This window comes from Peptoniphilus sp. (assembly GCF_034090345.1).
Taxonomy (GTDB): domain Bacteria; phylum Bacillota; class Clostridia; order Tissierellales; family Peptoniphilaceae; genus Peptoniphilus.
The window spans coordinates 1-15,163 of sequence record NZ_JAXDSS010000081.1; the positions used below are offsets into that span (position 1 = coordinate 1).

A 15,163-nucleotide genomic window follows, 5' to 3' on the forward strand; every position below is an offset into this window, starting at 1 on the left:
TTAAAAATGAATTTTTCCACACATTATCAGACGTAGTGGATAGGTTGTGTGAAACGATAAATAAATTAACAAAAGAGATGGTTAAAAGTATCTCCAATAGGGATTGGTTATATATCTAGATTTAATAGGATAATAGTATAAAAATCAAAAAAAGAAAGAGAATTATGACCCTAAACCCACTAATGCAGATGATATTAAAAGTTTTTTTAATGTAATCAATCTTAAAACTTATGTTGGTTTTAGAGATTATGCTTTTATGCTATTGTTAACAGATGCCGGAATAAGACCTACAGAGACTACAAGGTTGAAGATTCAAAATGTTGATTTAAAAAATCTTTTTATTCATCTAACCCCGGATATTACCAAAACAAGTAGGTCCAGAAGTCTGCCCTTTTCATCGATTGTTAGAGACGTTTTAAAAAAGCTTTTGGAATTTAATAAAGAGTTTTGGGATTCGGATTATATTTTTTTAACAGAGTGTGGCAACACAACTAATACTATTGTGTTTCAAAGGAGATTTAAGGTTTATAGTAATAAATGTAATTGTAAAATAACCCCTTACCAGCTTAGGCATTATTTTGGAACAAGTTATCTGCAAAATTCAAATGGCAACTTACTTTATCTGCAAAAATTAATGGGTCATTCTGATTTAAAAATGACTAAAAAATATGTAAAAATAGATGAAAATATGTTAAAGAATAATCACAAAATAGCAACTCCTTTAAATAACATTATTACACGTAATACAAAAGTTAGAAGATTATTTAAATGATTTAATTCACTTCTTAATTTTAACTTCGATGATTTATTAAGATTTTAAATTAAGATTCAAATAGAGTAAGATATGGGGGTTTAAATCGTCAAAATCCTTTATTTATCTTGGTTTTTAAAATCCTTGAAAACCCTCTTATATCGGGGTTTTTCAAAAATTTTAAAATTTGATGATTTTTTTGCATTTTTAATTACAAATTTTATTGGTTTTGCTATTAAAATTCTCTAATTTTAAAATAAGTATTTTTATATATTTTAACCCTTACTTTTTCGCTTAAAAATAAGGGTTATTTTTTGTATTTTAACCCTTACTTTTTATAAGGGTTTTTTTATGTAAACTGAACCCCTAAAGTTGGACCAAGAAATTTAGCATTATGAGGTCAGTTCATTATAAATTTTTATACTTACTATTTCTTTTAAATAAGTGTTTTTATTTATACTTTAACCCTTAATTTAATAATATTTATTTTTATTTATTTCTATTTTCTTTTTTCTAATTTAAGTGTATTATACTAGTAAACAGTCAGGAAAACATATGCAAAAATTTAAAACTAGCAACCATCATAACAGGTCTAGTACTAATAAGTCTAACAAATATTGTAAATACAAAAGAATTTAAGGACACTAAAAAGGATGATAGTACTCCCATCAAAAAGAAAAGAAAGGAAATATAAGATGAATAAAAACGTTAAGAATGTGGTATTAAAAGGAATTGTATTTGGAACATTATTAGGAACATTAGCAAACACAAATTCTGTACAAGGGGTAGGACAAAACAATCTCCAAATAAAAGAAACAACAAAGAAAATAAACCTAGAAAATAAAAAATCCAGCAATATGCAAAATGTAGAAATTGGAGGAACAGACTATATACAATTAAGAGAATTCGTAAACATAATCAATGCAAACGCAAGCAAAGGGGTTAAAATCAACTTTGATGATGCAAAACAAGAAATCAAACTAAGCACAGATGTTAAAGATAGAGAAGCATTAAAAGCAGTATTAGAAACACAAGCAAAAGAAGGAAACTTTTTAAATACATTAGTACTAAATACAAAACATAAAATAATGGTAAACGGAAAATACTTTAACTTAAAGGGTTTTCTAATCAATGGGAGAAACTATTTTAGACTATCAGATTTAGCAAAAGTATTAAACATAGGGTATTATAAACACCCGGAAACAAAACAAATACTAATTAACACAAAAGAGGGTTACTTTGCATCACAAATCAAATCAGATAAAGAAGTGAAAGCAGAATTTGCACTACACACAATAGAAGAAGAAACAAAAGACAACTTAAAGAAAGCAGAAGTAAAAACATCATACGAATATGTAGAATTTAAAGAATGGGAAAATAGATATTTTGAAGATTTAGCAGAATTAATATATAAAGACCAAAACACAACCAGAAAAGAACAACCAAAAGAAACAAAACAAGAACCGAAAATAGAGAAATCAAAAGACAATAAAAAATTAGAACCATTAAAACCAATAAAACCATTTAAACCAGAAATAATCACAGGTTATGACAAAAACCCAATAGACTTTGAACAACACAATAAAGAAGAAGTCAGAGGACAATATACAGAAGAACAACTAAAACACTTGACAGAAACAGAAGATAGTAGGAAAAAAACAAAAATAGAAATAATCACAGGTTATGACAAAAAACCAATAGACTTTGAACAATACAACAGAGAAGAAGATTATAAAGATGTAAAAGGACAATATACAGAAGAACAATTAAAACACTTAACAGAAACAGAAGATGGAGAAATTAATCTTAAACCAGCACCATCTGAAAAAAAACCAAAATTTGTAGCACCAGTAGAAGATGACTTCCCAGATGTAACAAACTATAAAGAAACAATTGGAAAGCCAGACAGAGAGTTATTTAGAGGGTTAAAAGATGCATATATAAACCAACTAAGGAAGATGGGTATAAAGGATAAAGCCACAGAAGATGCAATTTTAGAAAATGGAAATCCATATATTATAAAGCAACTATATGAAAATGCAATAAAAGTACAAGAAGAAAAAGATAGAATCGCACATGAAAAAGCAGTTCGTAAAAAAGAATTAGAAAGAAAACAAAAAGAAGAACAAGAAAAACAAAAGAAATTAGAATTAGCACAAAACGAAGCACTACAAAAACTACAAGCAGCAGGGGTAAAAGAAGCAGCTTTTATCTATAATTACAAAACAGTAGAAGAACTAAACAGAGAAGTAGAAAAGAAAATAGAAGAACACAAACAAGCAGAAAAAGAACAAGCAGCGAGAGAACAAGCAGAAAAAGAACAAACAGAAAAAGAACAAGCAGAAAAAGAACAAGCAGAAAAAGAACAAGCAGAAAAAGAACAAGCAGATAGAATAAAAATGCTAGAAAGCTATAAAGAGTTACTAAAAAGAGAAGGTATACAAGATACTTCATTCTTAGATAATTTAAAAACAAAAGAAGAAATAGAAAAAGAGTGTTTGGAAAGAATAACAGCCCATAAAGAAGAGCTAGCAGAAGCAAGAGCAAATGCAATTAGAGAATTAACAGAAAAGGGAATCAAAGACACAGAATTTCTAACAGATATCAAGACAAAAGAAGAAATTAACAGATTAAAAGAAGAAAAACTAGCTGAAAAAGAAGAACAAGAAAAAGAAGAAGTTAAAGAAAAAACAATGGATTCTGTCACAATTGCAGAAATCAAGAAAGATAAAATAGATTATGATAAAGTTTTAAATTTCAATGAAAGAGATTTTACAGGTAATAAAGAAGGTTTAAAAGAATTTTTAAAGAAACACATATATTATCTTGCGCCACAAGCACAATTTGTAGCTAAGGTTGGAGAAGTAAAAGATGTAATTACAGAACTTAACAATAAATCTACAGATGCAAACGTAAGATATGTTAGGAACTGGAATTTCACATATTATACTACAATGGATTCTATAAATAACTTAACAGAAAATGACAGAAAAGGGAGTGTAGAATTAACATTTAATTATGGTGAGAATAAGGAAACTTTAAAACAAATAGAAGATAAAATAGATAAGTATATTAAAGAAAATATAGAAGGTAAGGATTTAACAGAAGTACAAAAAGTTAAAGTAATTCATGACTACATCATAGAAAATACAAACTATAAAGTTAATGATAACAAAGTAGACTTAGAAAGGAAAAATTATAATGAACAACTTCCAAGTTCAATCCTATTTGGAGATGGTGGGGTCTGTGAAGCCTATGCTATGACTTTTTCAAGAATGGCGGATAGAGCAGGCATAGATTCAAAAGTAGTTGTAGGATTCCATATATCGCCAACCCAAGTCCCTGATGAATATATTAGAAAGAGTCAATTAGAAGAAAAGCACAAGAAAATTAAAGCCGAAAACTTTAATATTCAAAGTACAGACCAACAGAACCACGCATGGAATGCAGTTAAGGTTGACGGAAAATGGTATCATATAGACGTAACACATGATGACCCAAAGGTATTTAGAGATGGTAAACTAGACTCATCAGACCCTAACTTTAAAACATATGATAACTTCTTAAAATCAGATGAAACAATGAAGAAAACAAGAACATGGGATGAAGATTATGTAGAAAAAGCTCCTGAAGATTACACAAAAGAAACATTTAAATATGAAAAATCAATTGATGGAGATACAGAAATACAAATAGTAGATTCAGAAGATTTTACAAATAGAGAAAAAGAAGTAAAACAAAAAGATAAAGAAAATAAAGAGTTGCTAAAAATGGTTAGACCTTCTGATGAAACATTATTAGATGTTACAGAAGAAAATATAACAGAAGAATCAAAAGATTTAGAGTCTGTAGAAGAAATTTCAAAAGAAGCAGAAGTAGAAACAGGAACAGAAGAAGCATAGAAAACAAAAATAAAGGGGTCTGTAGGTAGTGTTAAAAGGTAAGTGTATGTAATGTGAAAAGTTTTGTGTATCAGCCCCTCCTGATAGGATATGGCTAATATTTTCTAAAAATATCTTAAAATTTAATATATTCAAAAATTCAATTTTATGAATCTTTGTAAGCTAATTTTGGCACAACTAAATTAAAAGGTTAAGATTTATACTAAAAATCCACCTTTTTTTGCCTAATTGTTTTTTTAAAATTTGAGAATTTTTGTCAAGGGTTGGTCGTTAGACCAAGGCATAGCCTTTACCCTTGACGGGAATTTTCAAATTTTTTATTATGGAGAAAGCAAAAAATTAGATTCTACGAGACCTTGAAATAGTTTATGTTTTACTAGTCTATTTTAAATATATAATAAAAAAATAATCACTCAATATTATTAATTCTTTTTATTTATTATATTAATTTTTAAGCTTAATATACTAAATTTTTATATATTTTTTCAAAGTTTTTTGTTACAATGTTCTAGATAAATTTTTATTTTTAGGAGGTATTTTTATTGAACAAAAAACTTTTAACCACTTTATTATCTGCAACTATTTTAGTAGGTAGCGGAAGCATTTATGCAAATATACAAAGTAGAAACATCGCAAATGAGAAGGAACGCACTATACTAAGTTCTCCAATTGACGAAAAAGGCGGAGCTCGTGCAGCACTATATTCTGCTGATCATCAAGAGTCTCCATATTACAAAGCACCTGATTTTTACAATATGAAGTCTACTAAGTCTTTGACAATTCTACCTAAGTTTAAAACTTACCAACAATCCACTGAATGGTCTTGCGGCAACGCTGCAGCTCTTATGGTTATGAACTATTTAGGTGATAAAAAAATAACAGAACTTGAACTAGCAAAAGCTATGAAGTCTTCTACGGACTTAGATGTTGCAAATGCCGAAATCGGTACTGCTAATAATTTTGGAGAATATGGAACTTCCCTACCTCAAATGGCTCAATATTTTAAAAATAACAAAATTTTTAAAATATTAGATACAAATTACGATGAAAAAATAGATTCAAGTGAATTTACTAAAGCAGGACAAGCGACTCCTAATGCCGTTGGTAATAAAAAGCCCACTTTTTCACCATTGGCACTTTATACATCAGACAATGCACCTAATTCTACAAATTTCGTAGATGATGCTAAAGATTCACACTTTGTAAAATGGTTAAAAAAATATCTTGATAAAAATATCCCTATCATGGTTGAATGGGGCGATTGGGGTGGACATTGGCTTACAATTATCGGATATGATAATATGTCAACTCCAACTGTAAGTGATGATGTATTGATATTCGCAGATTCATATGATGTTACTGACCATTCTCAAGATGGATACTATGTATATCCTTTAGAAAGATTTTTTACAATGTGGAGCGATTACAATATAGTTCAAAAACCTTACCAACTTCAAAATTATATCGTTGTTGCCCCTGTAAAATAAATTTAATATCAATAACAAAGAAGGAAGTAGAAATTAATCTGCTTCCTTTTCAAATTATATAATTATTAAATTTTATCTTTCGACTTCTACTTCTATAAGCCCTAAATTACCGTCATTTCTTCTATATAGTAAATCAATTTCTTCAGTCTCTGCATTTAAGTATATAAAGAAATTGTGATTTAGCAAATCCATTTGCATTTCTGCTTCTTCTTCCATCATAGGTTTTAAAGTAAATGTCTTTCTCTTTACAATTTTAGATTCATCTGTTTCTTCTTCAGAAAGTGATTCGATATTTTCAAATCTAATTGTCTTAGGATCTTGATATCTTTTCTTTAATTTAGTCTTGTATTTTCTGATCTGCCTTTCAAGGATGTCAATTGTCGCGTCAATGGAAGCATACATATCATCAGATGTATCTTCAGCTCTTAATATTGTACCCGGCAAGAAGACTGTTACCTCGACTGTTCTATTATCCTTCTCTACAGATAATACCGCCCTAACTTCTACTTCTTCATCAAAGTATCTGTCTAGCTTTTCTAATTTCTTTTCGCTTTGTTCTTTTAAGCTTTGGGTTAAGTCAAGATTTTTTCCTATTAATTTTAATTTCATAGTAACACTCCTCTCAAGAATTTATTAATTCTTGTTTTTATTATACCCATAACTCATAATATTATTACATCAAATTTTATTTGTTAATATTTGCCCTGTGGATAATGTGTATAACTTTGTTGAAAAGTGTATTTTTTAAGCTTTTATTGTTATTATCTATGTGGATTTGTTAGTTATAACTTCTCTTTTGGTATAATATTAGTAGGTGAATCATGAAAAAAATAAATTTTAATTTTAATACGAAAATAGGAATGAGAAATTTAAAAACTGCTTTGGCTGTAACATTAGGTCTGTATTTATCAGATGTTTTAAATTTAAATACACCCATCTTTACTTCAATAGCTTCTATAAGTGGAATGAAAAATTCTTTTGCTGAGAGTTTTAATGATTTTAGAATTAGAATGTTTACAACTATATTCGGAGTCGTATTGGGTTTTCTCTTAAGTTTAATTCCAGCACCACACTATCTAACTCCAATCGTTGGTGGACTTGGTATAATTTTTATAATTTATATCTTAGTTGCCTTTGATTTAAAGGACATGGTCATACTTTCATGCATAGTCTATATAGCTTCTTTTATTCATCCTGAAAGTCAAATAATATATGGTATAGAGAGAGTGCTTGGAACTTTTTTAGGCCTTGTAGTTTCTCTTGTAATAAACTATCTATTATCGACTCCTGATGTCAACGAAAATTTTACAGTTATAGCCAATGATTCTTTCTTCAGAGCAAGGTCCGCCCTACTTAATTTAGCATTCACAAAAAAGCATGATATTTCTAATTTTGAGTCATCTTTTGAAAAGATAAAAACTCAATACAAAGTTCTATTAGAAGAGTCCAATGCACCAATACATCCTGATTTGGATATTGAAAATGCAAGAAGAGCTATAAAGGCATTTGAAGATATTCATCTCAGATTTTTATTACTAAATTCTATCGAAGAAAAGCCAAAACTAAAACCAAGTATTATAAGTAGACTTGAAGATAAATTTCACATCACATTGTTAAATAACGGCTCGCTTGAAGGCGATATAAATGAGATGTATAATCTTCATATAAAGAAAATATTATTTAATTTAGAAAATTTAAGAGAGTTGTTGAATATTAATGAAATTTGAAAATACAATAGAAAAATATAATTTTTTAGAAACCTTTTACTACATTTTAGATGATTTTGTACAAGTTAATGACACCGGAAATTCGATTTACTACCAAATATCTGACATATTTGGACCTTTGCTACCTAAATCTCTAGTTCTATTAGATATACAAAAAAATGAATCAGCCTTTAAGGAAAGATTTTTATACTTTGCAAATATGTCTTTATTTGATGATGCTGATGTTCTTTTAGAAAGCTTAACGAACTCTTACATAACTGTTTTAGAGTTATTTGAAAAAGGAGCCGAAGATAGACTTCTTGGAAAAAGTATAAAGCTTTCAAACTTTCCCGAGGACGTATCTCCTGGAGAATTTTTAATATGTAGAGTTTTAGAAATTGATGGCGAATATTTTATCTATGGAGATTATATCCCTATGACATTTCTTCACGCAGAAGCTGTAATAGATGAATTCAATCGATTACATACTCTTGAAACTTTAGATTTAAAACAGTTAAAGCATAGCTCTTATGATTTATTTATGCTTTATTTTGCAAGCATTCTTGATGAGAACTTGCTAAGTGTGGACGTCGATTTATTTGCCACAGGCGCTATCTCAACACTTATGTTTAATAGTCCTGAACTCTCCCTATACATGCAAATGTCTTCGTTTGGGAGCGAAAAGTTTTTTAATTCAACTGAGTTGCTCGGTATCTTTTATATGAGAATTTTATTGCCACAAAACAATAATTATTCATCTTTTAAAAGAATTAATTTTTATGAATGCTTCACAACTGCTGTTGAAAATGGATATTTCAAAAATGAATCTGAACTATTTGCAGTTTTGGAAACAGTGATTGACGTATATAAATTCTTTTCAAGATTTAGAGACGATTATAAACTAGCACTTTCAAGTTTAAAAGAAGTTAAACAAAACATCTTTAATTTGATTAGAACTTTAAAAAAATCAACTAACGGTTTTTATTACGATGAAAATCTTTTAAACCTTATTGAAACACCTCATAGAGTAGTTTCAGATTTAGAGAAAATAGAAGAAATTTTAGGTATAGAATCCATAGTCGAGTCTAGGACAACTGCCGCTCTAACTTCTAAATCAATCCAGATATTGTCGGATGCCTTAGAAGTTAACCCAATAAAAAAAGTGACAAACTATACTGCTTATCACTTTCCTTACGTAGATTTTCTATATAGATTTTTAAAGTTAAAAGGATTAGTTAAAGTTTATGACGAAGTGATTCCAACCACTCTTTTAGATCACTTTTTAAATTTTGAAGAAGAAGAAATTCTCGCTTTAATCTACACTTCTATATTTAATGTAGATTTCTTAAACAAAATATATCCTCCTATAAAGGTCAAAGAGTTTTCTACAATCTTTAACTCTCTATTTAAAAAATTAAAAGTCTCTGAGATTAATTTTGATGAGTTAACCCAAGAAGAATTACACTTTGTAGAAGGCTTCTCAAGAATTGGTTTGATTGATATTGATAGAGTTGTTAAGTTTTCAAATACAGCTATGGCAATTTTAAATTACTATAACTCACCAACCAATAATATCGTCAGTTTGAATGACTATCGTTAGTTTCTATTGGTAGTATTGCAACAACCATAAAAGTTGTGTTATCTACTACTATATGAAATTCTCCACCTAAAATTTCAACCAAATTTTTAGTTATATATAATCCCAGGCCGGAACCTTCAGTGGTTCTGGCTTTTTCTGACTTAACCAACTCATTTAGTAAATCTGTTTCATTTTCTTTGATTGGAGTGTTCGATTCATTTTTCATTTCAAAATGAATGTATCCATCTTCTATTTTTGTACAACACAATATCTTAGTTCCCGGTTTAGAATATTTATATGCATTTGATATTAAATTTTGTACTATTCTAGATACAATCCCAGGGTCTGTGTATAAATTTATCTCTTCGTTATCATAGTCATAGATGAACTCAATTCCTTTTTGGTTTAAAACTTCATCGAAATCACCATATATTTGACTTACCAATTCATTAAAATCGATAAATACTTTCTCTACTTTTATTGCTCCACTTCCAGTCTTTGATGCATAAATTAAATCAATTATAAGGCTCCTAAGTCTCTCAGAATTTCTACCAAGCACTCCTATATATTCCCTCGCTTCTTCATCCATCTCAGTTTTCTTAGAGAGTATATCGGCATAGTTTATAATTGACGTTAGCGGAGTCTTTAAATCGTGTGAAATATTGGTTATTAATTCAGTTTTTAATCTTTCCGTTTCCATTGATTTATTTATAGAAGCCTTTATCTGTTCTTTAATTGAAGATAGCATGTTAAGTGTCCTTGCAGTCTTTCGATTTGCCAATGTTGATTTTTTAAAAGATTCTCCAAAATTATATAAGTCTTCAATTGCCGTGTTTAAAATTTCATTTTGCACGTAAATATCTTCTCCGGCAAAAATAATCTTAAATACTATTAAATTTAAAAATGCCGAAAAGAAATTATAATCCATAACCATCATTGTAAATAATATAAATATATTCAGCACTCCAAATACTGTGTACATTTTATTCTCCGACGAGTTTAAAAACAACTTCAACGTAAAAATACTGTCAATTAAATTTCCATCCAAAATTTTATACACTATAATTATTGAAAATATACCAATAGCCAAAAGATATCCATACACGGAGAAAAAAGCTCCGAATAATAGCATAAGACTTAAAAAAGTAGATTCTAAAAAATTTGTATTCTTAAAATGACGCACAACCTTTTTTAAGATACTCTTTTTAGTCGTCATTATTTGCCCTCTATCTTATAACCCATTCCATAAACTGACTTTATCAAGTCAGGCTTTCTTGGATTGATTTCTATTTTATCTCTCAAATGTGATATATGCACTGATATTACTTTCTTTACATCATGCGCTTCTTCTTCCCAAACTTCTGAATAAATTTCATCTGAAGAAAATACCTTTGATTTATTTTTCATAAGTAACAGTAAAATTTTGTATTCATAAGGAGTTAAACTAACTTTTTGATTGTCTACAAAGACTTCCTTTGACATATCATTAACTGTTACTCTTCCAATTTGATAAGTGCCACTATCTATGCTTGCTGAACCCAAACTCATAAATCTTCTCAATGTAGAATTAACTCTAGCTACAAGCTCTATTGCATTAAATGGCTTAGTTATATAATCATCAGCACCAACATTTAAGCCTATTATTTTATCTGTGATTTCACTCTTAGCAGATAAAATTATGATTGGAATATTATGTTCCTCTCTTATTTTTAATATGGCTGATATTCCATCCATATTCGGCATCATAAGGTCCATTATCACAAGATGAATTTCTTCTCTTTTTAAAATATCCAAAGCTTCTAACCCATCATTTGCAGTAAAAATTTCATATCCTTCAGCTGACAAATAAATTTGAATAGCCCTTACTATATCTTGTTCATCATCACAAACTAAAATTTTATAACTCATAAAATCTCCTTTCAAAATTGTACAATCTAAGGTTCAATCAAATCCTCACTGGGTATAGAGATATTGGAGGTGAGATTATCAAAAAGTTAAAAGATAAACTCTATTTGATTCGAAATAAACCATTTATAATTTTTCTCGATAAATTATTATATCGATTTACAGAACATAAATTACCAGAAATGAGCGGCTCATTAGTATACTTTATAATTCTGAGTCTATTCCCATTTATTATAGCACTTTTAAATACATTAAAGTTTACAGGTATTTTATCACCTGATACAGTTTTAAGCTATATAGAATATCTTCCTGATGATATCTCTTCAATAGTCTTGAGTTTTTCTCAAGAACTTTTAAATTCAAGCTCAAGCAGATTGTTCATAGTTTCTATATTAGCAGGTCTATGGACTTCTTCAAACGGCATCAATCAATTACTAAACAATGTAAATGCCGCTTATGGATTTAACAAAAAACGTTCTTTTGTTGCTGCAAAATCTCTTTCATTGATATTTGCAATAGCGCTAATTTTAATGGTCATACTACTTATGATAACTCAAGTTTTCGGTGGTTTAATTCTTGATTATATATCTAAAACAATAAATTTGGACTTAGATTTTAAGCAAATCATTAAAATACTTAGTTTAATCATACCTGTGGTATACATGTTAATTATGTTTACAGCCCTATATAAATTCGCACCATCTAGTCAAATAAGAAAGATGTTAAGTTTTAAATTAGTAGTTCCGGGTGCTGTCTTTACAACAATCGGTGTCATTCTTATGACCATATTATTTGGTTCCTACGTATCCAACTTCGGAAAATATTCTGTGACTTATGGCTCTCTTGGAGGTATCATAGTCATGTTAATTTGGATATGGCTTGTAAGTTTAATCATACTTATAGGTGGAGAAATAAATGCAATTAATTTTTCTCGTAAATATTTCCCTGAATCTTCAGTTTGGCCTCGTAACGAATCAATTTTAAAAGGCATATTGACAGATGAAAAATATACTGATTTAGATGTTGATTAAATATTGTGTGTGGTTGCAACAAGTGCAGCCACTTTTTTTGCGCCATTTTCTTTTAACGCTCTTGCAACTTCATCTATGGTAGAGCCCGTAGTTATGACATCGTCAACTACTATTATATTTTCAGGTAGTTTACCTGTGACTTGAAATACATCCTTTAAATTTTTATATCTATCTAAACTTGTAACTTCAATTTGTTTCTTAGTTCTCTTAATCTTTTTAATTGGCTCTATGAATTTTAAAAGAATATCCTCAGATACTTTCTTTGCCAATATCTTTGATTGGTTATACCCTCGCTCCATTACATCTATTTTATGCATAGGTACATAAGTTATCGCATCATATTTTCTATATAGTCGCGTTTTTAAAAGTTTTTCAGTCATAATTTTAGATAACACATCCGAATAATATACACAATCTCTAAACTTATAATCTATTAGAATTTCTCTTAAAAGACCTACATATTCGCCACATACTACAACATCATCTGCATAATCAAGTTTTTTATCCCAAATTACATCCAACCTTAAATTTGAATAGCATGATTCGCACAAATTATATTTATAAATTTTCTTATGTGAGCATTTTAAACATCCTGTATCAAACATTCTACTTTACCTTGTAATTTTTCTTTCAAACTTGAATACCTTAGAGATATTCTATTATTTTTTACCATCTGTTCAACATATTTATAATTTCCAACTAGTACCACAAGTTTTTTAGCTCTTGTTATAGCAGTATATAATAAATTTCTTGTCAACAATATCGGTGGCGCAAAGTGAATTGGCATTACAACAACTTCAAATTCCGAGCCTTGAGATTTGTGAATTGTTGTCGCATAAGATAGTGTCAGTTCATCTAAATCTGTGTATTCATATTTTACTTTCTTAGTATCATCAAACAAAACAGTTAAACTCTTATCTTCCTCGTCCACTGACATTATTTTTCCAATATCTCCATTAAAAACGCCACTGCCTTTTTCAAAATAAAATTCCGATTCTATTTTGTACTCAAGATTATAATTATTTTTCATCTGCATAACTCTGTCTCCAATTCTGAAGATGCTGCCATTGTAATCTATCGCCTCTCCTTTCGGATTTAGTGTATTTTGCAATTCCTTATTTAAATTATTTACGCCACAAATCCCCTTTTTCATAGGTGCAAGCACTTGAATATTTTCTTTGTCTATTGAATAGTAATTCGGCAATCTCTTATGCACCAACTCTACAATAGTCTTTAAAGAAGTTCTCTCATCTTCACTGTATATTGTAAAGAAATCTCCATTATTTGTTATCGGTGGAACTTTTCCATTATTTACCATGTGAGCATTTTTAATTATATGAGACTCTCCTGATTGTCTGAAAATTTGATTTAAATTTACAACGGGTATTACTTTTGAATTTATTAAATCTGACAATACATTGCCTGCTCCTACAGAAGGTAACTGATCTTTATCTCCAACTAAAATAAGCCTTGTCCCTATAGAAATTCTATTTAATAAATTCTCCATTAAATTCAAATCCACCATACTCACTTCATCTACTATTAATACATCACATTCAAGATTTTCTTCTGATTGGTATCCGTAATCTATGTATTCACTATCAGAAACTGTCAACTCTAACATCTTGTGTATTGTTTGAGCTTCTCTTGAAGTGGCTTCTTTCATTCTCTTTGCCGCTCTGCCTGTAGGAGCAGCTAAAAAGACTTTCTTTTCCATTAACTCAAACAATTCTATAATCACCTTTAATGTAGTAGTCTTTCCTGTCCCCGGTCCTCCTGTAATTATTGTTATCCCATTCCTTACAGCTTCTCTGGCAGCTTTTTCTTGATTTTCAGCTAATGTGATTTTTTGTCTATCTTGTACTTCTTCAATGAGTTTATCTACATCTTCATTCGTATGTTCGTACTTCAATATATCTTTTATCTTACCGGCGATATAGTTTTCAGCTTTTAGGTATGGTGCAAAATAACACCTTATTGGATCACCATTTTCAAGTTTAAATCTGTCGTCTAAATTCAAAACTTCTACTTCGTTGTAGAGTTCTTCTTCCGACTTATTCACTAGTAGTTTTGTTCTCTTTATCAGTAAATCTATTGGAAGATAACTGTGTCCTTCAAGAGTTGCCATGTATAGAGCATATTTAAGCGCCGCCTTTACTCTTAAATTACTCTTGCTGAAATCCCCTATTTTCATAGCTATTTCATCAGCTTTTTTAAACCCTATTCCCCTTATATCTTCTGCCAATCTATATGGATTTTCTCGTACCATAGATATTGAATTATCACCATAATTCTTGTATATCTTCATAGATAAAGAAGTTGAAATGCCATATTCAGAGAAAAATATTATTACTTTTCTAAGTCCTTGGTCTTTTTCCAACTTTTCCAAAATTTTTCTCAGCTTCGCCTTTCCTATACCTTCAACCATTATAAGCTGCTCAGGACTTTTTTCTATTATGTCTAAAGTTTTCTCTCCAAATCTTGCATATATCTTTTTTGCCATAGCCTTCCCAACATAAGGTATTGCGCCACTTGTGAGATAGTTTATAATTCCCTTTTCTGATTTCGGTATTATTTCTCGCACATTTTGAAAATTAAATTGCTCTCCGTATTTTTTGTGAAAAGTAAAATCCCCTTCAAGTACATACTCCATCTGTTCTTTAAATTCAAGTGCACTTCCAGTTACCGTTATGTAATCATCTTCCGTATAAAATCTGGCAACAGTATATCCATTTTCATCATTTCTATATACAATTTTTTCTAAAATCCCTTTGATTTCTATCATAATTTTCACCATATTAG

At 29.3% G+C, this 15,163-nt stretch carries 11 protein-coding genes; 6 read left to right on the forward strand and 5 right to left on the reverse strand.

Translation table 11 applies throughout. The annotated features are described in order from the left end of the window. Positions 1 to 193 precede the first annotated feature (193 nt). From SOR77_RS07210 to SOR77_RS07220, 3 genes are all read left to right on the forward strand, one after another. On the forward strand, positions 194 to 772 hold the full coding sequence (locus tag SOR77_RS07210; RefSeq protein WP_320636482.1) for a site-specific integrase: 579 nt from the start codon (positions 194 to 196) through the stop codon (positions 770 to 772). Positions 773 to 1,446: 674 nt separating this feature from the next. Next, positions 1,447 to 4,653: a transglutaminase domain-containing protein gene (locus SOR77_RS07215; RefSeq protein ID WP_320636460.1), complete on the forward strand. Its 3,207-nt coding sequence runs from the start codon at positions 1,447 to 1,449 to the stop codon at positions 4,651 to 4,653. A 542-nt stretch (positions 4,654 to 5,195) separates the two neighbouring features. Next, positions 5,196 to 6,140: a C39 family peptidase gene (locus SOR77_RS07220; protein WP_320636461.1), complete on the forward strand. Its 945-nt coding sequence runs from the start codon at positions 5,196 to 5,198 to the stop codon at positions 6,138 to 6,140. 72 nt (positions 6,141 to 6,212) lie between these two features. On the opposite strand, the gene hpf is transcribed toward SOR77_RS07220, so the two are convergent. Further along, positions 6,213 to 6,749 (reverse strand): ribosome hibernation-promoting factor, HPF/YfiA family, encoded by a 537-nt coding sequence (gene hpf / locus SOR77_RS07225; protein ID WP_320636462.1) that lies wholly within the window; start codon positions 6,747 to 6,749, stop codon positions 6,213 to 6,215. 212 nt (positions 6,750 to 6,961) lie between these two features. Between hpf and SOR77_RS07230 the strand changes: the two genes are divergently transcribed. Further along, complete coding sequence (locus tag SOR77_RS07230; protein ID WP_320636463.1) at positions 6,962 to 7,867, forward strand: FUSC family protein; 906 nt, start codon at positions 6,962 to 6,964, stop codon at positions 7,865 to 7,867. After that, complete coding sequence (locus SOR77_RS07235) at positions 7,857 to 9,446, forward strand: hypothetical protein (RefSeq protein ID WP_320636464.1); 1,590 nt, start codon at positions 7,857 to 7,859, stop codon at positions 9,444 to 9,446. Before SOR77_RS07230 ends, SOR77_RS07235 begins: the two co-directional genes overlap by 11 nt. Here SOR77_RS07235 and SOR77_RS07240 read toward each other — a convergent pair. Continuing rightward, positions 9,424 to 10,641, reverse strand: a complete 1,218-nt coding sequence (locus SOR77_RS07240) for a HAMP domain-containing sensor histidine kinase (protein ID WP_320636465.1) — start codon at positions 10,639 to 10,641, stop codon at positions 9,424 to 9,426. The two genes, SOR77_RS07235 and SOR77_RS07240, sit on opposite strands and share 23 nt — an antisense overlap. Then, positions 10,641 to 11,333 carry a response regulator transcription factor gene (locus SOR77_RS07245; protein WP_320636466.1) on the reverse strand — a complete coding sequence of 231 codons (693 nt, stop codon included), beginning with the start codon at positions 11,331 to 11,333 and terminating at the stop codon, positions 10,641 to 10,643. Before SOR77_RS07245 ends, SOR77_RS07240 begins: the two co-directional genes overlap by 1 nt. Before the next feature lie 104 nt (positions 11,334 to 11,437). Between SOR77_RS07245 and SOR77_RS07250 the strand changes: the two genes are divergently transcribed. Then, on the forward strand, positions 11,438 to 12,361 hold the full coding sequence (locus tag SOR77_RS07250) for a YihY/virulence factor BrkB family protein (RefSeq protein WP_320636467.1): 924 nt from the start codon (positions 11,438 to 11,440) through the stop codon (positions 12,359 to 12,361). Here the strand turns inward: SOR77_RS07250 and SOR77_RS07255 are convergent. Both SOR77_RS07255 and SOR77_RS07260 read right to left on the reverse strand, forming a co-directional pair. Continuing rightward, positions 12,358 to 12,966: a ComF family protein gene (locus SOR77_RS07255; protein ID WP_004818998.1), complete on the reverse strand. Its 609-nt coding sequence runs from the start codon at positions 12,964 to 12,966 to the stop codon at positions 12,358 to 12,360. The two genes, SOR77_RS07250 and SOR77_RS07255, sit on opposite strands and share 4 nt — an antisense overlap. Continuing rightward, on the reverse strand, positions 12,945 to 15,146 hold the full coding sequence (locus tag SOR77_RS07260; RefSeq protein WP_320636468.1) for an ATP-dependent RecD-like DNA helicase: 2,202 nt from the start codon (positions 15,144 to 15,146) through the stop codon (positions 12,945 to 12,947). The genes SOR77_RS07255 and SOR77_RS07260 overlap by 22 nt, the downstream gene beginning before the upstream one ends. Positions 15,147 to 15,163: the final 17 nt, after the last annotated feature.